The organism is Dyella ginsengisoli (genome assembly GCF_044904665.1).
Taxonomy (GTDB): Bacteria; Pseudomonadota; Gammaproteobacteria; order Xanthomonadales; family Rhodanobacteraceae; genus Dyella_A; species Dyella_A ginsengisoli.
On sequence record NZ_JADIKM010000002.1, the window covers coordinates 174944 to 192975 of the forward strand.

Genomic DNA, 18032 nt, shown 5'->3' on the forward strand with positions numbered 1-18032 from the left:
GCCGAGGCGGGCGGCATGTAACCGCCCTTCGTACCGTGGCGAATGGGTGCCTGCCAGGCCGGTACCGGCGCCGTCGCGCCGGCCGGGCATGTCCTTAGGGAATCGCCTTGCCGCACGCGGCAGGGTATGCGAAAGCAACGTCAGCACGGGCACGGGGTGACACATGAGCACATTCACGCGGCGCTACACTGCCGCCTTCGCCGATTCGGCCGTCCTGTCCGGGGGGAGAGCATGAGCGCGCATCTGGAAAGCACCGCCGAGCCGGCGCCGCCGGTTGTCGCCGCGGACGCCGCGACTGCCGGCACCCATACACCGCGCAGCCGGCTGGTGTACCGCCACACCTGGCCGATCCGCATCATGCACTGGGTCAACGTGATCGCCCTGTCGATCATGTTCTTCAGCGGCCTGCAGATCTTCAACGCGCATCCGAGCCTGTCCTGGGGCAACCGCTCCGATTCGGGCAAGGAGATCCTCTCCATGGGCGCTCGGACGGAGCCCAACGGGCAACTGATCGGGGTCACCCGGCTGGGCCAGCACGAGTTCATCACCACCGGGCTGTTCGGCGTATCCAACGGGCCGGACGGCACGCCGCAGGTACGCGGCTTCCCCTCGTGGCTCACCGTGCCCGGCTCGCGCTGGCTGGCGATGGGGCGGCAGTGGCATTTCTTCTTTGCGTGGATCTTCGTGCTCAACGGCCTGTGTTACCTGGGCTACTCGATCGCGAAGAAGCACCTGCAGCGCGACCTGATTCCCACGCGCGCCGACTGGCGAGGCATCGGCCGCTCGATCGTCGACCACCTCAAGTTCAAGCATCCGCACGGTGAAGAGGCGCTGCGCTACAACATCCTGCAGCGGCTGGCCTACCTCACGGTGATCTTCGTGTTCGGCATCGGCGTCGTGCTGATGGGGCTGGCGATGTCGCCGCGCATGGACGCGGTGCTGTCGCCGCTGGTGGAGGCGGTGGGCGGGCGGCAGAGCGCGCGCACCATCCACTTCATCATCGCGTGGGGCTTCGTGGCCTTCGTGCTGATCCACGTGTTCGAGGTGCTGATCAGCGGCGCGTTCAACCAGCTGCGCGGCATGCTCACCGGCTGGTACAAGGTGGACCTCACGCCGCCCGCCGACACCATCGCCGCCGACGCGGAGAAAGACCATGACTGATCGCCGCTCCTTCATCCGCATGGCCATCATGGGCACCGCCGGCATCATCGTCGCCGGCTGCGATCGCATCTCGCAGAGCGACTGGGGCCCGAAGGTGCTGAACAAGGCGCAGGGCCTCAACCGCCGCGTGCAGGCACTGCTGGCGCCGTCTAGCGCGATGGCCAAGGAATACACCGAGGCCGACCTCTCGCCGGTGTTCCGCTCCAACGGCACCGCCATGCCCACCACCGAGGCCTACCAGGCGCTGCTGGCCAACGGCTTCCGCGACTACCGGCTGCAGGTCGGCGGGCTGGTCGATCGCCCGCTGAGCTTTTCCATCGACGACCTCAAGCAGATCGAGCAGGTGGCGCAGATCACCCGCCACGACTGCGTGGAGGGCTGGAGCGCGATCGGCAAGTGGCACGGTGTGCGCCTGTCGCACGTGCTGGACCAGGTCGGCGTGAAGTCGAATGCGCGCTACGTGGTGTTCCACTGCTACGACGAGATGGACCCCGGCGAGCCGTACTACGAGAGCGTGGACATCCCCGAGGCGCGCCACCCGCAGACGCTGCTGGCCTGGGGCCTCAACGACCAGCCGCTGCCGATCAAGAACGGCGCCCCGCTGCGCCTGCGCGTGAGCCGCCAGCTCGGCTACAAGCAGGCCAAGTACATCGCCCGCATCGAGCTGGTGGATTCGTTCGCGCACATCGCCGGCGGCAACGGCGGCTACTGGGAAGACTACGGCTACGAGTGGTACGCGGGGATTTGAGTGATCCCGGGAAAGCGTCGAGGCTGAAGCCCCCTTCCACCAGCAGCCGCAAGCTCAATGCCTCGGTGGGAGCGACTTCAGTCGCGACGCTCTTCGCCATGCACCGAAGCTGGCGACTACAGCTCCAGCATCATGAAGCAGCTGTACGGATCATCCACGTAAGCGGCGAACGGCCCGCAGGGCGAAAAGCCGGCCGATGCGTACAGCCGATGCGCCGGCTCGAACGCGGCGGCGGTGCCGGTTTCCAGGCTCAACCGGCGATAGCCGCGGCGCCGCGCCTCGGCCACGATGTGCCCCAGCATGGCGCGCGCGGCGCCCTTGCGCAGATGCGCCGCCGCGGTGCGCATCGACTTCACTTCGCCGTGTTCGCGATCGAGTTCCTTCAGCGCGCCGCAGGCGACCAGTGCCTCGCCGTCCCACAGCGTCCAGAAGCTCATGCCGGGCGCGCGCAGGCCATCGAGATCGAGTGCATGGATGCTCTCGGGCGGCGAATGCAGCGCCACGCCGGCCAGATGCTCGCGCAGCAGGGCATGCACCGCCTCGCTGCACAGGTCGTCCAGACGGATGGCGAACGCCACGTGCGGCTCAGCCGACCCGGGCGTACATCACCGCATGCGCGGGCAACCGCAGCGTGCCACCAGCGAGCGTGCCCTGGACAAGGCCGTGGCCTTCCAGTGGCACCAGCGTGCCCAGTGCTGACACGTCCAGCGACGCCGATTGGGCACCGAGATTGAACGCGGCGAACACCGTCTGGCCATCCAGCGTGCGGGTGAACGCGAGCACCGGCTCGGCTGCATCGACGAAGCGGATGTTGCCCCAGCACAGCGACGGCTGGGTGCGGCGCCAGTGCATGAAGGTGCGGAAGCCCTTGAGCGCCGACTGCGGTTCGCCCTCCTGATGCTGCACCGAGCGCGCGGCGTGATCGGCCGGCACCGGCAGCCACGGCGACGTACTGCTGAAACCGGCGTGCGGACGATCGTTCCACGGCATCGGCGTGCGGCAGCCGTCGCGACCCTTGAAGGTAGGCCAGAACGCGATGCCGTACGGATCCTGCAACGCCTCGTAAGGCACTTCGGCCTCGGTCAGCGCCAGTTCCTCGCCCTGGTAGACGCACACCGAACCGCGCAGCGAGCAGACCATCGCGGTGAGCAGGTTGGCCAGCTGCGGCGAGGCATCGCCGTTGCCCCAGCGCGAGAGCACCCGCTCCACGTCGTGGTTGGAGATCGCCCAGCACGGCCAGCCTTCGGTCATCTGCGCTTCCAGCCGCTCGACCGTGCCGCGGATGTACGCGGCGCTGAAATCGTCGGTGAGCAGCTCGAAGCTGTAACCCATGTGCAGGCGCTTGCCCGAGGTGTACTCGGCCATCGTGGAGAGCGAATCCTCCGACGAGATCTCGCCCAGCGCGGCGGCATCGCCGTACTGGTCCAGCAGCGCGCGCAGCTGCTCCAGGAACGGCAGATTTTCCGGCTGCGTGTTGTTGTACCAGTGGCGCTGGAACGCGTACGGGTTGTCCGGACTGAAGCCGCGTCCCACCCGCTCGTGCGGCGGCTTGGGCGGGTTGTCGCGCAGCTGCGCGTCGTGGAAGCAGAAGTTGATCGCATCCAGCCGCAGGCCGTCGACGCCGCGGTCGAGCCAGAACTTCACGCTGTCCAGGATCGCCTGGCGCACGGCGGGGTTGTGGAAGTTGAGGTCCGGCTGCGAGATGAGGAAGTTGTGCAGGTAGTACTGGCCGCGACGCGGCTCCCACTGCCATGCACAACCGCCGAACAGCGACAGCCAGTTGTTCGGCGGCGTGCCGTCGTCCCTGGCGTCGGCCCACACGTACCAGTCGGCCTTCGGGTTGTCGCGACTGGCCCGGCTTTCCTGGAACCACGCGTGCTCGATCGAGGTGTGGCTGAGCACCTGGTCGATCATCACCTTGATGCCCAGCCCGTGCGCCTTGGCCAGCAGCCGATCGAAATCGTCCAGCGTGCCGAACAGCGGATCGACGTCGCGGTAGTCGGCGATGTCGTAGCCGAAATCGGCCATCGGCGACTTGAAGAACGGCGAGATCCAGATCGCTTCCACTCCGAGCCCGGCCACGTAGTCGAGCCGCTCGATGATGCCCGGCAGGTCGCCGACGCCGTCACCGTTGGTATCGAGGAAGCTGCGCGGGTAGATCTGGTAGATGACGGCTCCGCGCCACCAAGGTTGCTTGTGCATGCATTGATCCCGACGTCCGCGCCGGTGCCCCCTGTTGGGCCGCGCGTGCTGCGCGAGGCAGCGATGGCGGGCAGCTTAATCGCCACTCCCCCCGCTTCCGACCACTCTGCATACGTATTCATGGCAAATGGCCGATGCCCCGCAGCCCTTGTGCCGCATGGTGCGGCGCCGCATCGACTCGCGTACTGCAAGCATGCCGCCGCATGCGGCGCGACGGATGGTGCGCACGTGTCGGGTCGAAATCATCGCGACCACGAAAACCCTGCGACATGACTTCGCACGCAAACGCGTACGTCGGGATTTACCCGTCCGGCACCAGCAATGCGTCGGACCTGTACCCGCCCAGCTCTCGCCGCACAACGGTTTGGAGGAGAACGCGAGGCGGCGACTTGGCGCGTCGAAGTGGCGCGGCGCGACAGCCATGCCACGCACTCCGGAGGGGCCGAAGTCGCCTGCGCGGGGCGATTCGTTTGGACGTCCAAACGTCTATACGCAGGGGCACTTTCCACGCCGCCTGGCAACCACGCATGCACGGAGACGCCTCGCCCGACAGCTGCGCGCTCGCGGCTTCATCCGTCACGGCGTACGGGTACGCCAGGCGCGCGGGCAGCACAGGAAATACCCGGGATTGCGGCAACGCATCAAGAACAACAACGCTTGCGCAGCAATGATGGAAGCGTTTTCACCATCATTTCGTGTCGCAGTGCCGCAAGGAAAAATATCAATTGCAACAAAGTGATAGCTGCATGACGGATTGTTATGAATACGTATGCAGGTTTGCGCTGCACGCCTAGACGCAGGACTAACATCCCGCCCCGACGGCACATCCATAACGTCGTTCGCAACGGGCAGGCCGGATTCGAATCCAACGGCACTCCCGGCGAAATCAAATCGATTTTCAAGGGGAGGCGTACATGTTGAATCTCAAGCGCAATCTGCTCAGCGCAGCGCTGGCATCGGCCATGTTCATGGTGGCAACGCATGCTCAGGCGGATGCCGCAGCGGCACCGGGCCCGCAGTCCACCGACAGCGCACAGAACACCGACCAGTCCACGCAGGGCAAGGACGGCAAGAAGACGGACGCCAAGCGCGGCGCCACCAAGCTGCAGGCCGTGGAAGTGAGCGGCTTCATCAGCAGCCTGGAGAACTCCACCGCGGTCAAGCGCAACGCCGACTCGATCGTCGAAGCCGTGTCCGCCGAACAGATCGGCAAGCTGCCGGGTGTGTCGATCGCCGACACCCTCGGCCGCCTGCCCGGCCTCGCCGTGCAGGAAGTGAGCGGTCGCCCGCAGGTGCTGACCATCCACGGCCTGGGCCCGGATTTCTCCACCGCGCTGGTCAACGGCGGCCAGCAGGTGTCCACCTCCAACAACCGTGACGTGCAGTTCGACCAGTACCCGTCGAGCTGGTTCAACACCGTGGTGGTGCACCTGAGCCCGCAGGCCAACCTGATCGGCCAGGGCCTGGCCGGCACGGTCGACATGCAGACCATCCGCCCGCTCGAGAAGGACAAGGCGGAAGCTGCCGTCAACGCACGCTACATCTGGGACAGCCAGTCGCAGCTCTCCAAGGGTCAGGGCGTCAGCGATAAGGGCTACAACCTCAACGGCGTGTGGGTGAACCAGTTCGCCGACCACACCGTGGGCGTCACGCTGGGTGTGGATTTCGAGAAGAACCCCGCGCAGATCCAGCACCAGGCTCCCTGGGGCTACCCCACCGACGCCAATGGCAATGCGGTGGTCGGCGGCGCGAAGAACTACGGCATCTCCGACACGATGAAGCGCAACGGTCTGCTCGCCACGTTCCAGTGGCAGCCGAACGAGCACTACACCGGCACGATCGACATGACGTACACCAACTTCAAGGAAGTCCAGCAGGCCAAGGGCATGGAGTTCCCGCTGCTGTGGAGCTCGGCCCAGTTGCTGCCAGGCAGCACGGTGATCCCGGACCCCCATGTCAACGGCGGCGGCTTCGTGCAGAGCGGCACCTACAGCAACGTCACCCCGGTGATCCGCAACGACTACAACGCCACCTCGGCGCGCGTGTACAACTTCAACTGGGACAACAAGTTCCACTTCAACGATGACTGGTCGGCGGACCTGGTGGGCAACTACTCGCGCGCCACCCGTGACGACATCAACCTCGAGAGCTATTCCGGCACCGGCTTCAACAAGACCGGCCCGACCGACACGATCGGCTTCACCGAGCGGAACAACGGCCTGCTGTACCTGAATCCGTCGTACGACTACACGCAGGGCGTGGTGCTGACCGACCCGCAGGGCTGGGGCGGCGGCAATGACGTGGTGCAGGCGGGCTTCATCAACGCGCCGCACACCGTCGACTACCTGGCCAACCTCAAGCTGAGCGTGGAGCGCGATTTCGCCAGCGGTCCGTTCTCCAGCCTGGAGTTCGGCGTGGCGCACAGCGAGCGACACAAGACCTACCATATCGACCAGACATTCCTGACCCTGGGCGGCGGTACGATCAGCGGCGGCAGTGCCGTCACGAGCGCGCCCTACAGCGGCACCGCCTGCAGCCCTCTGGCGTGGATGGGCATCAGCCAGCAGCTCTGCTATGACCCGCTGGCGATGATCGCCAACGGCACCCTCGTCGGCGTGCCGACTTTCGGTTCGAACACGGGTACGCCTCCGGACTGGAAGACCCAGGAAAAGGTGCTGACCCCCTACTTCCAGTTCAATCTGGACACGAACCTGGGCAACACGGTCACCCTGCGCGGCAACTTCGGCGTGCAGATGCAGCACACCTCGCAGAGCGCCGAGGGTGAGCGCCTCGCTCCGGGCAGTACGAACACCGGCAACGGCATCACCCTCATCCCGGTTTCCGGCAGTACCAGCTACAACAAGTACCTGCCCAGCGCCAACCTGATCTTCGGGTTCAGCAGCGACGACGACCTGCGCGTCAGCGCCGCCCGCACCCTGGCCCGTCCGCGCATGGACCAGATGAACGCGAGTGTGTCGGTCAACACGAACATCCAGCGGCTTCAATCTACTGATCCGAACCAGTCCTACTTCAGCGCCTCGGGTGGCAACCCGAAGCTGAAGCCGACCATGGCCGACAACTACAACGTCAGCTACGAGCACTATTTCTCGGGTGATTCGTCGGGCTTCGCGTGCAACTCGGCCGACAACAAGAACTCGGACCTGTGCCGTACCGGCGGCGGCGGTTACTTCGCCGTGTCGGGTTACTTCATCGCCCTGCACGACTACATCAACCCGAACTCGTCGTTCCTGTACGACTTCAGCTCGTTCCTGCCGTTCAACCTGTCTCCGGCGGATCTTGCCAATCTTGGTACCACGCTCGGCACCGTGTCCGGCCCGCAGAACAACGGCCGTGGCTACGTGAAGGGCGCCCAGGTAACCCTGAATCTGCCGGCTGGTCTGATCACCCCGGCGCTGAATGGTTTCGGCGTGAACCTCACCGGCAACCGCACCAAGAGCTCGCTGGTCTATCCGGGCAACCCGGATCCGATCACGGTGCCGGGCCTGTCCAAGTGGGTCGCCAACGGCACGGTGTACTACCAGTACGCCGGCTTCGAGGCGCGCATCAGCGACAGCTACCGTTCCAGCTTCCTGGGCGAAGTGTCGGGCATCAGCGCCACGCGCATCCTGCAGACGGTGGGCGGCGGCAGCACGTATGACGCGCAGGTCAGCTACACCTTCGACCACGGCCCGCTGGACGGCCTGACGATCATCGCGCAGGGCTCCAACCTGTCGAACAAGGTGTTCACCACGTACCAGAACAAAGACCCGCGTCAGATTCAGACTTGGGAGCGTTACGGCCGTCGTTACGAGGTGGGCGTCTCCTACAAGTTCAAGTAAGCCGCAAGGCTTCCTCCCCAACAGCCCCGTTGAGTACATCCAACGGGGCTTTTTTTTGACAAGCGGCCGGCCAGCCGCTAACCAGCAGCTTTCACCGAAACCAGGGCAACACCATGCAGTCGCATCCGATCCAGCGCCTGGTCATCGTCGGCGGCGGCACCGCCGGCTGGATGGCCGCGGCACTGCTTGCCAAGGCATTCGGGCCTACGCTGGCGATCCGTCTGATCGAGTCCGACGAGATCGGCACCGTCGGCGTCGGCGAGGCCACCATCCCGCAGATCCGCCACATCAACCAGTTCCTCGGCATCGACGAAGACGCCATGCTTCGCGCCGTGCGCGGCACCCTCAAGCTCGGCATCGAGTTCAACGACTGGCGGCGCATCGGCGATTCCTACCTGCACGCCTTCGGCGACATCGGCCTGCCGCTGGGGCTGGTGCCGTTCCAGCACTACTGGCTCCGGGACTGGCAACGGCGCGAGGGCGTTGCGCCGGACCTGTGGAGCTACTCGATCAACGCGCAGGCCTGCCGCCAGATGCGCTTCGGCCGCATGGAGCGCGTGGGCAGCAGCCCGCTCACCGGCGTGCGCTACGCCTACCACCTCGATGCCGGGCTGTATGGGCAGTATCTGCGCGGCACCTGCGATCCGCGCCACGTGCAGCGGATCGAGGGCAAGATTGTCGACGTGCGCCTGCGGGCCGAGGACGGCTTCATCGAATCACTGCAGCTGGCCAGCGGCGAGATCGTCGACGGCGACTTCTTCATCGACTGCTCGGGCTTCCGCGGCCTGCTGATCGAGGGCGCACTCAACAGCGGCTACGAGAATTGGCAGCAATGGTTGCCTTGCGACCGCGCGGTGGCCGTGGCCAGCGCGCGCGTCGCGCCGATGCGCCCGTACACGCAGGCCAGTGCCCGCGCGGCGGGCTGGCAGTGGCGTATCCCGCTGCAGCACCGCAACGGCAACGGCCACGTGTATTGCAGCGAGTACCTCAGCGACGACGAGGCCACCGCCACCCTGCTTGCGCATCTGGACGGCGAAGCGCTGGCCGAGCCGCGCATGATCCGCTTCACCACCGGCATGCGGCGCAGGAGCTGGAACCGCAACTGCGTGGCGCTGGGCCTGGCCAGCGGCTTCATGGAGCCGCTGGAATCGACCAGCATCCACATGATCCAGTCCGCCATCAACCGGTTGATCTCGCTGTTCCCCGATCGCCACTGCGACAGCGCGCTGAGCGACGAGTACAACCGCCAGACCCGACTCGAATACGAGAGCGTGCGCGACTTCCTGGTGCTGCACTATCGCGCCACCGAGCGCGAGGACACACCGTTCTGGCGCCACTGCCGCGCCATCGGCATGCCCGAGCACCTGGCGCGACGGGTCGAGCTGTTCCGCCAGAGCGGGCAGATCTTCCGGCACGGCGAGGAGCTGTTCACCGAGGTCGGCTGGCTGCAGGTGCTGATCGGCCAGGGCATCGAGCCGCAGCGTTACCACCCGATGGCCGATGCGCTGCCCGCGGCCGAGCTCGATGGCTTCCTGGGCAACATGCGCACGCTGATCCAGCGCGCCGTGCAGACCTTCCCCGGACACGAGCAGTTCGTGGCCGGGCACTGCCGCGCCGAGGCTTGAGCGTCAGCAGCAGGGGACGCGCCGTGCACGCCGCGGCCGCGGGCTGACCATCGGCACCGCGAGCACGATGCTGACCACCGCCATCAGCAGCACGACGACGCGGCGTTCTCATTCCGGTGTCTTTATTCCGGCGTTCTTATTCCGCACCGCACAACGGAAAACCGCACAGCAGCGCGGATGAATACGTATGCAGGAGCGGCGCGGCAAGGCGCACGCGGCCTACCATCGACAGCGATCGCGGGCGTCCGATTTGGACGTCCGATCGCTCTCCTCACCGGCGCGAAGACCTGCCGGTACAGAGATGTTTCCCCGCTGTTCCAGGAGCCGCCCTTGCCTCGCCGCGCCCTACTTGCCGCCCTCGCCGCCTCGACCCTGCTCGCCAGTGCCTGCAGCGTCGCTCCGCCCCACATGACGCATGCCGCCGCCAGCACCGCGGCGACACCGTCGCCCACCGGCGATGCAGCGAGCAGCGGGGTGTACTACGAGATCTTCGTGCGCAGCTGGTACGACACCAACGGCGACGGCATCGGCGACATCGACGGCGTCACCGCCAAGCTCGACTACCTCAAGTCGCTGGGCGTCAGCGGCATCTGGCTGATGCCGATCAACCCCTCGCCGAGCTATCACGGCTACGACGTCACCGACTACGAGGCGATCAACCCGCAGTACGGCTCCATGGCCGACTTCGAGCGCCTGCTGAGCGAGGCGCACAAGCGCGGCATCAAGGTGATCATCGATCTGGTGATCAACCACACCAGCAACGAGCATCCGTGGTTCGTCGCCGCGCAGGACCCGCGCGATCCGCACCACGACTGGTACAGCTGGGCCACGCCCGACACCGATCTGGCCGCGCGCAGTGCCGCGGGCGACAGGGCGTGGCAGGCGTTGCCGGATGGCCGGCACTACCTGGGCATCTTTTCGCCGGGCATGCCCGATCTCAATTACGACAACCCGGTCGTGCGCCAGGCGATGGTCGATGTCGGCCAGTTCTGGTCGCGCAAGGGCGTGGATGGTTTCCGGCTGGACGCGGCGCGCCACGTCTACCTCGACTTCAAGTCGCAGGAAGGCGACCCCGCGGTGCTCGCGAAGAACCTCGCGTGGTGGCAGCAGTTCATGCGCGGCGTGCGCGCGCTGAACCCGCACGCCTACGTGGTCGGCGAAGTCACCGAAGGCAGCTGGCAGCAACTCGCGCCGTGGTATGGCGCGCTGAGCGCCGTGTTCGACTTTCCGCTGGCCACGCGGATGATCGATGCGGCGCGCGGCGAACGGGTCGACGACCTCGCCGAGCATCTGCAGCAGCGCTATGCGGGTTTCGCGGCCGCCGCCGGCCGGCCGGGCAGCGACGCGCCGTTCCTGACCAACCACGACCAGAACCGCGTGATGAGCCAGCTCGACGGCGATGCCGCGCACATGCGCACGGCCGCGGCCATGCTGCTCACCCTGCCCGGCCATCCGTTCGTCTACTACGGCGAGGAGCTGGGCATGCGCGGGGTCAAGCCCGACCCGGACCTGCGCGAGCCGATGCGCTGGGAGCGCAGTGCACGCGCCGCCGGCGAGACCCGCTGGAAGCCCTCGACGTCGCACGATGGCGCGGACGTCTCGGTGCAGGCCGAGCTGGCAGACCCCAATTCACTGCTGGCCCGCTACCGGACGCTGATCCACTGGCGCGAGCAGATCCCCGCGCTGCGCGACGGCGCGCTGACCGCCTTCGCCAGCGACAACGCGCAGGTGGTGGGCTGGCAGCTGGCGGATGCCGGCGAACGCGTGCTGGTGCTGCACAACCTCTCCGGCCAGGCGCAGACCGTGGCGCTCGGCGACGGCGCGCAGGAGTTCTCCACGATCGCGCGCCAGACCGGCTCCGGCGCCACGCTCGACGGCCGCCGGCTGGTGTTGCCGCCTTACGCCTCGGTGATCCTGCAGTGACGCCGGCGATCCCGCTCTCCCGTTCCCCGATGCAAGGTTTCCGCATGTCCCACTTCACGCCACGCCACCTGACGCTTGCCCTCGGCCTCTGCCTCGGCACGACGATCATGCCGGCGTCCGCCGCAGCGGCCGATGCCGCTTTCACCGCGCAGGTGGCGCACGGCAGCCTCAACCTCGCCGACGGCAACGACCGCATCGCGATCGGCTTCATCACGCCGAACACCGTGCGCGTGCACGTGCTGCCCAACGGCGAAAGCAGCCCCGCCTCCATCGTGATCGACCCGAAGGCGATGCCGGCCGCGCTTACCGACGTGAAAACCGGCACCGCGGGCGGCGTCACCACACTATCCACCGCAGCGGCCACGCTGCGCTGGGATGCGCGCGACGGCAGCCTTCAGTTTTCGGACGCGGCCGGGCACGTGCTGCTGACCCAGCATGAGCTGGGCGCACTCGCCAAAGGCGAGCTGTCGCTGGATCACGCCAAGGGCGATCCGCTTTACGGCATCGGCGGCTACAACGCCACCGAGGACGCCAGCGCCGGCCTGCTGCGCACCGGCAAGCAGACCATCACCGCCGGCGAGCAGGGCCATGCCGGTGCGCCGCTGGTGTGGAGCACCGCCGGCTACGGCGTGCTGATCGATACCGTGGGCGGCACCTTCCATCTCGACGGCAGCCGCATCACCGCCGGCGATACCTCGCGCAAGGACCTGGACTACTACCTGATCGCTGGCGCGCCGAAGCAGATCTTCGCCGACGTAGCCAAGGTCAGCGGCCACACGCCGCTGTTCCCGAAATGGGCGATGGGCTTCACCAACAGCCAGTGGGGCATCGACGAGAAGGAGCTGCTGCAGATCGTCGACACCTACCGCGCCAAGCACATCCCGATCGACAACTTCACGCTGGACTTCGACTGGAAGGACTGGGGCAACGACTGGGGCGAGTTCACCTGGAACACTGCCAAGTTTCCCGATGGCCCCAGCGGCAAGCTCAAGCAGATGCTCGACGCGCGTGGCATCAAGCTCACCGGCATCATGAAGCCGCGGGTGCACGTGAACACCATCGAGGGTCGCGAGGCAGCCGAGAGCGGTTACTTCCTCAAGGGCAACAAGCCGGCCAAGGACTATTTCTCCGGCAAGCTGGTGCGCGAGATCGACTTCGCCAATCCGAAAGCGCGGACGTGGTTCTTCGACCACATGAAGAGCGCGTTCCAGTCCGGCATCGTCGGCTGGTGGAACGACGAAGCCGACAACGTCGACATCGACACCCAGCACCAGGACATGCAGCGCGCGATCTACGACGGCCAGCGCGCCATCACCGACCAGCGCGTGTGGTCGATCAGCCGCAACTTCTACCTTGGCGCACAGCGCTACGCCTACGGCATGTGGTCAGGCGACATCCACACCGGCTTTGCCAGCATGGCCGGCCAGCGTGCGCGCATGCTGAGCGCCATCGACGTGGGTGCGATGCAGTGGGGCATGGACACCGGCGGCTTCACCGCGGGCACGCCGACGCCGGAGAACTACGCGCGCTGGGTGCAGTTCGGCGCCTTCGTGCCGGTGTTCCGGGTGCACGGCGACTCCAGCCAGAAGCGCCAGCCGTGGTTGTACGGGCCGACCGCCGAAAAGGCCGCCGCCGATGCGATCCGGCTGCGCTATAGCCTGATCCCCTACATCTATAGCTACGAAGACCAGCGTCGCCTCACCGGCGTCGGGCTGGTGCGCCCGCTGGTGTTTGGATGGCCAGACGATCCCAAGGTGCGCAACGACGTGGCCAGCTGGATGTTCGGCGAGAGCCTGCTGGTGTCTCCGGTGGTCGAGCAGGGCCAGACGTCGAAGACGATCTACCTGCCCGCTGGCCCGTGGACCGACTGGTTCACCGGCAAGCGCTACGCCGGCGGCCAGAGCGTGACGCTGGCGATCGACGCGAAGACCTGGGGCGACATTCCGCTGTTCGTGCGCGACGGCGCCATCGTGCCGACCCAGCCGGTGATGGACTACGTGGGCCAGCATCCGGTGACGCAGGTGGACGTGGAGATGTTCCCCGCCGCGCAGCGCAGCCGCTTCAACGTCTACGACGATGACGGCGACACGTACGCCTACGAGCGCGGCGCCTACTTCCGCCAGCCGCTGTCGCTGCAGCGCACGGCCGGCGGCGTACGGGTGCAGACCGGCGCCATCGAGGGCAGCTACGTCCCGGCGCTGAAGTTCTACCTGCTCAAGGTGCACGGCGACGCAGCCAGGGCGGTGACCGGTGACGGCAGGGCCCTGCCGCACGCCGCCAGCCTCGATGCTCTCAACGCCGCCGCCAGCGAAGGCTGGACCACCGGCACCGATCGATTCGGCGCGGTCACCTATGTCCGGGTGAACGCCGCGCAGGCGCGAACCCTCGCGCTGGTTTGGGGGCACGCGCCCATGTAAGCCCGCGCGCCCCTTCGGAGGGAGCTGTCGATACACCACACGTGCGGTCGGGGGGGCCGCGCGACGGCGTCGTCTGCTCCCGATTTTCCCCTGCCATGCCGGCCGGGGCCATCACTGAAGGAGAAGGTCGATGTTCGCAAGCAGGAAGTTTCCCCGGGAGGGATTGCAGCACCGCACGACCGCGCGCCGCGCACTCTGGCTCGCCCTGGCCGCCACGCTGGCGGTGGGCACCCTGCCCGTCACGGCACGCGCCGCCACCAACGACAACAACGTGGAGTGGAACGGCCTGTTCCACGACCAGGGCCCACTGTTCGACAACCACGTGGAACCCACGTCCGCCCAGGCGGTGACGCTGACCTTCCGCACGTTCAAGGGTGACATCACCAGCGCCACCATCAAGTACTACGACAGCGCCGACAGCGCCTTCCACACCGTGGCGATGAGCTGGTCGTCCAACGACGCCACCGGCACCTTCGATTACTGGAAGGGCACCATTCCGGCCAGCGCCTCGGAGAAGTACTACCGCTTCAAGATCACCGACGGCACGGCCACCGCCTGGTACAACGCCGCCGGCATCAGCTCGTCCGAGCCCAGCTCCGGCGACTTCTTCATCATCCCCGGCTTCACCACCCCGGCGTGGATGAAGAACGGCGTGATGTACCAGATCTTCCCCGACCGCTTCTACAACGGCTCCACCGCCAACGACGTCACCAACGGCCAGTACACCTACTCCGGCTGCGCCACCGAAAAGCACGCATGGGGATCGAGCGTGTTCGCCAACGTCAGCGGCTGCAACACCGCGGTGTTCTTCGGCGGTGACCTCGCCGGCATCGACCAGAAGCTCGGCTACATCAAGAACACCGTCGGCGCGAACATCCTCTACCTCAATCCGATCTTCCTCTCGCCGAGCAACCACAAGTACGACACCGAGGACTACATGACGGTGGACCCGGCGTTCGGCAGCAACAGCACGCTGCAGACGCTGAGCGCGGACATCCACAGCACCAGCAACGGGCCGAAGGGCTACCTGGTGCTCGACGGCGTGTTCAACCACACCGGCGACACGCACAAGTGGTTCGACCGCTACAACTGGTGGACCAGCATCACCGGCGCCTACGAGTCGCAGTCCAGCCCCACCTACGGCTACTACACGTTCCAGAGCTGGCCCAACACCTACTCCGGATTCTTCGGCTATTCCAGCATGCCCAAGCTGGACTATGGCGCCAGCGGCTCGGCGGTACGCAACGCCATCTACGGCTCAGCCAGTTCCGTGGTGCAGACCTACCTGAAGTCGCCCTATTCGATCGACGGCTGGCGGCTGGACGCGGCCGAATACATCGACGCCGGCGGCAACGGCGGCAAGGACGCCACCAACCACCAGATCATGGCCGAGATGCGCAGCGCGGTGAAATCGGTCAACGCCAATGCCGACATCCTCGGCGAGTTCTGGGGCAACGCCGGACCGTGGACCACCAACGGCACCGAGTGGGACGGCGCGATGAACTACGACGGCTTCACCCAGCCGGTGTCGGAGTGGATCACCGGCCAGGACTACGGCGGCGGCAGCGCATCGATCCCGGCCTCGCAGTTCGACAGCTGGCTGCACGGCACGCGGGCCAACTACCCGACCAACGTGCAGCAGGTGATGAGCAACTTCCTCTCCAGCCACGACATCACCCGCTTCGGCAACCGCGCCGGCGGCGACATCTGGAAGACCTACCTCGCGCTGATCTTCCAGATGACCTACGTAGGCACGCCGACGATCTACTACGGCGACGAATACGGCATGCAGGGCGGCGCCGATCCAGACAATCGCCGCACCTTCGACTGGACCGTCGGCACCAGCACCAACAGCGCCGTGGCACTCACCGGCAAGCTCACCGCCATCCGCAACGCCTACCCCGCGCTGCGCACCGGCTCGTTCATGAGCCTGCTCACCGACGACACCAACAAGCTCTATGTCTATGGCCGTTTCGACGCCACCAACCGCATCGCGGTGGCGCTCAACAACGACAGCACCAGCCACACGGTGAACGTGCCGGTATGGCAGCTGAGCATGACCAACGGCAGCACGGTCACCGACCTGCTCTCGGGCACGCACTACACAGTGCAGAACGGCGTGGTGAGCGTGAGCGTCAACGGGCACTACGGCGCGATCCTCGCGCAGTAAACATCTTCAACGGCGACACCAGCAGGGCCGCACATGCGGCCCTGTTCTCCGAAGTGGCGGCATTGCGTGGACGGGTGCCGCCCGTGGCCACATCAAGCCCAGCCGCGCAGCTTGTACATCCACAGGCCGATGTACTCGTGCAGGCAGCGCGAACTCAGCCACAGCGCGGTGCGCCTCGGGCGCCAGCCCGGCTGCACCCGATGGTAGCCAGCCTCATGGCCGATCGAGGGCGCCTCGATCACCTGCAGACCCTGCTGGCGAAAGCTGGCCGCGGCGCGCGCCATGTGCATCGGCGAAGTCACCAGCAGCACGCGGTGCCAGCCTTCGCGCCGAAGGATCGCCGCCGAGTACAGCGCGTTCTGGCGGGTGGTCGCGCTCTGCGCCTCGGTGACCAGCGCAGCGGCAGGCACGCCTTGCTCGCGCAGCTCGATCGCCATGTGCCCGGCGGCGCCGTGGCCACCGGAGAGCAGCATATGCGCCGCGCGCCCGGCGCGATAAAGCTGCAGGCCGAAGCCCACGCGCGTCGCCTCGGTGTCGGCCGGATCGCTGTCCCAGTCCTGCTCCGTGTCGGGGATCGCGCCACCACCGAGCACCACGATGGCATCGGCCTGCGGATAATCGCCCGCGGCCGTGGGCGGATACGCCCCGGTCAAACCGCGTTGCAGCAGCAGGGCGAAGCTCGGCGCCGCACACAGGCCCAGCCACAGCACTCCGAGGCACAGCAGCACCGCACCGGTGCGGTAGCGTCTTGCCAGCAGCGCGATGGTCCCGCCCAGGACCATCAGCGCGGCCTGGTTCCACGGCTGGCTCAGGCGTTCGAGAGCGTCGATGAGGATCACCGGCGTGAGGATCGACCACGGTGCCGTGACGTGCAAGGTATTCCCGCGCCGATCAGGCCGCAGCACCCGCCGAGGCGCAAAAGCCCGTCCCCCGAACCCTTCAGTCTCAGGCCTGGCGCGGCGCGGCGAAGTCGAAGCGGCGTCCGGGACGCTCGATCACAACAAGCCCAGCACCAGCGCCTTGGCCACTGCCTCGGTCTTGTTGGCGGCGTCGAGCTTGGCGATGCAGCGGTTGATGTGGAAGGCCACGGTGCGCGGGGTGATGGCCAGGATCATGCCGATCTCGTCGGCGGTCTTGCCGGCCGCGCTCCAGCGCAGCACCTCGCATTCGCGCAGCGAGAGCGGCTCCAGCGGCGGGGCGGCCATGCCCGGCAACGTGGCTACCAGTCCCTGCGCGGTGTGGGCCAGCCAGAGCAACTGCATCTCGTGGCGCTCCAGCTCGGCGGCCGTCACCGGATCGTGCGAGCGAGCCACCGACATCAGGCCGACCGCGCCGGCATGTCCGCGCGAACTCACCGCCCAGCCGTGGCGGATGCCGAACGAGCGCGCCTCCTCCCAGAACTGCGGCTGGTCGTCGCCATCGCCATCACCCCAGACCACCGGCGTGCTGACTTGCAGGACGCGGCGCACCAGCGGATCGACTTCCAGATATTGCCGCTGGAAATAGCGGTCGAGCCACGCCTTGGGGTACGTGCTGGCCCAATGCAGCGCGGGCTGTGCGATGGGCAGCGGCTGGCGATGGACGTAGGAGCAGTGCTCGAAGCCGAGTTCGGCGGTCACGTCGCGCATCGCGCCCACGAGGTGGTCGAGCGATGTCGTCGCATCGCCCAGCCGGATCAGGCATTGCTCGCGCCACGACACCAAAGCCACCTCCGGCTTACCCCATGCTGCCTGTCAGAAATGACAGTTTCCCCGACGATGCCACCCGACATCCAATAGCGCCAGGCCGCCCCGGCGGCTCAGCAGGGGACAACCGCGGAGCGCGCCCTCGCGCCTCCCACCCCGTCAGGAAGGGACAACGGACGCCCGATCCAAGGATGGATACCCCCTTCCTCGCCCTGTTCCCGAACGCCTTGCCCCGCATCCGGTTGACTTCCTGCGCCGATGA

11 protein-coding genes are annotated in these 18032 nt (G+C 66.8%); 7 read left to right on the forward strand and 4 right to left on the reverse strand.

Annotated elements, in window-relative coordinates; translation table 11 throughout:
- Window positions 1-231 precede the first annotated feature (231 nt).
- The gene (locus tag ISP17_RS07770) at window positions 232-1161 is read left to right on the forward strand and encodes a cytochrome b/b6 domain-containing protein (RefSeq protein ID WP_404631771.1); all 930 of its coding nucleotides are present in this window, start codon (window positions 232-234) and stop codon (window positions 1159-1161) included.
- On the forward strand, window positions 1154-1909 hold the full coding sequence (locus ISP17_RS07775; RefSeq protein ID WP_404631773.1) for a molybdopterin-binding protein: 756 nt from the start codon (window positions 1154-1156) through the stop codon (window positions 1907-1909). Before ISP17_RS07770 ends, ISP17_RS07775 begins: the two co-directional genes overlap by 8 nt.
- Window positions 1910-2025: 116 nt before the next feature.
- Here the strand turns inward: ISP17_RS07775 and ISP17_RS07780 are convergent, their stop codons facing one another.
- Window positions 2026-2487 carry a GNAT family N-acetyltransferase gene (locus ISP17_RS07780; RefSeq protein ID WP_404631775.1) on the reverse strand — a complete coding sequence of 154 codons (462 nt, stop codon included), beginning with the start codon at window positions 2485-2487 and terminating at the stop codon, window positions 2026-2028.
- 7 nt (window positions 2488-2494) lie between these two features.
- Window positions 2495-4111, reverse strand: coding sequence for an alpha-glucosidase family protein (locus tag ISP17_RS07785; RefSeq protein ID WP_404631777.1), 1617 nt, complete (start codon window positions 4109-4111; stop codon window positions 2495-2497).
- A 914-nt stretch (window positions 4112-5025) separates the two neighbouring features.
- Between ISP17_RS07785 and ISP17_RS07790 the strand changes: the two genes are divergently transcribed.
- From ISP17_RS07790 to ISP17_RS07810, 5 genes are all read left to right on the forward strand, one after another.
- Window positions 5026-7950 carry a TonB-dependent receptor gene (locus ISP17_RS07790; protein ID WP_404631779.1) on the forward strand — a complete coding sequence of 975 codons (2925 nt, stop codon included), beginning with the start codon at window positions 5026-5028 and terminating at the stop codon, window positions 7948-7950.
- 113 nt (window positions 7951-8063) lie between these two features.
- Complete coding sequence (locus tag ISP17_RS07795; protein ID WP_404631781.1) at window positions 8064-9575, forward strand: tryptophan halogenase family protein; 1512 nt, start codon at window positions 8064-8066, stop codon at window positions 9573-9575.
- Between the two features lie 408 nt (window positions 9576-9983).
- Window positions 9984-11498, forward strand: coding sequence for an alpha-amylase family glycosyl hydrolase (locus tag ISP17_RS07800; RefSeq protein WP_404632675.1), 1515 nt, complete (start codon window positions 9984-9986; stop codon window positions 11496-11498).
- Window positions 11499-11542: 44 nt separating this feature from the next.
- On the forward strand, window positions 11543-13915 hold the full coding sequence (locus ISP17_RS07805; RefSeq protein ID WP_404631783.1) for a TIM-barrel domain-containing protein: 2373 nt from the start codon (window positions 11543-11545) through the stop codon (window positions 13913-13915).
- Between the two features lie 130 nt (window positions 13916-14045).
- Window positions 14046-16085, forward strand: a complete 2040-nt coding sequence (locus ISP17_RS07810; protein WP_404631785.1) for a glycoside hydrolase family 13 protein — start codon at window positions 14046-14048, stop codon at window positions 16083-16085.
- A gap of 92 nt (window positions 16086-16177) precedes the next feature.
- Here ISP17_RS07810 and ISP17_RS07815 read toward each other — a convergent pair whose 3' ends face one another.
- Together ISP17_RS07815 and ISP17_RS07820 are read right to left on the reverse strand one after the other, a co-directional pair.
- Window positions 16178-16960, reverse strand: coding sequence for a YdcF family protein (locus ISP17_RS07815; protein ID WP_404631787.1), 783 nt, complete (start codon window positions 16958-16960; stop codon window positions 16178-16180).
- Window positions 16961-17080: 120 nt separating this feature from the next.
- Entirely contained in the window at window positions 17081-17785 is a 705-nt protein-coding gene (locus tag ISP17_RS07820) for a LuxR family transcriptional regulator (protein ID WP_404631789.1), read from the reverse strand.
- Between the last annotated feature and the right edge of the window lie 247 nt (window positions 17786-18032).

What these genes read in the sequence shown, in the direction of transcription:
- ISP17_RS07770 (WP_404631771.1), top strand. Translation starts at nt 232, where the DNA reads ATGAGCGCGCATCTGGAAAGCACCGCCGAGCCGGCGCCGCCGGTTGTC.
- ISP17_RS07775 (WP_404631773.1), top strand. Translation starts at nt 1,154, where the DNA reads ATGACTGATCGCCGCTCCTTCATCCGCATGGCCATCATGGGCACCGCC.
- ISP17_RS07785 (WP_404631777.1), bottom strand. Translation starts at nt 4,111, where the DNA reads ATGCACAAGCAACCTTGGTGGCGCGGAGCCGTCATCTACCAGATCTAC.
- ISP17_RS07790 (WP_404631779.1), top strand. Translation starts at nt 5,026, where the DNA reads ATGTTGAATCTCAAGCGCAATCTGCTCAGCGCAGCGCTGGCATCGGCC.
- ISP17_RS07795 (WP_404631781.1), top strand. Translation starts at nt 8,064, where the DNA reads ATGCAGTCGCATCCGATCCAGCGCCTGGTCATCGTCGGCGGCGGCACC.
- ISP17_RS07800 (WP_404632675.1), top strand. Translation starts at nt 9,984, where the DNA reads ATGACGCATGCCGCCGCCAGCACCGCGGCGACACCGTCGCCCACCGGC.
- ISP17_RS07805 (WP_404631783.1), top strand. Translation starts at nt 11,543, where the DNA reads ATGTCCCACTTCACGCCACGCCACCTGACGCTTGCCCTCGGCCTCTGC.
- ISP17_RS07810 (WP_404631785.1), top strand. Translation starts at nt 14,046, where the DNA reads ATGTTCGCAAGCAGGAAGTTTCCCCGGGAGGGATTGCAGCACCGCACG.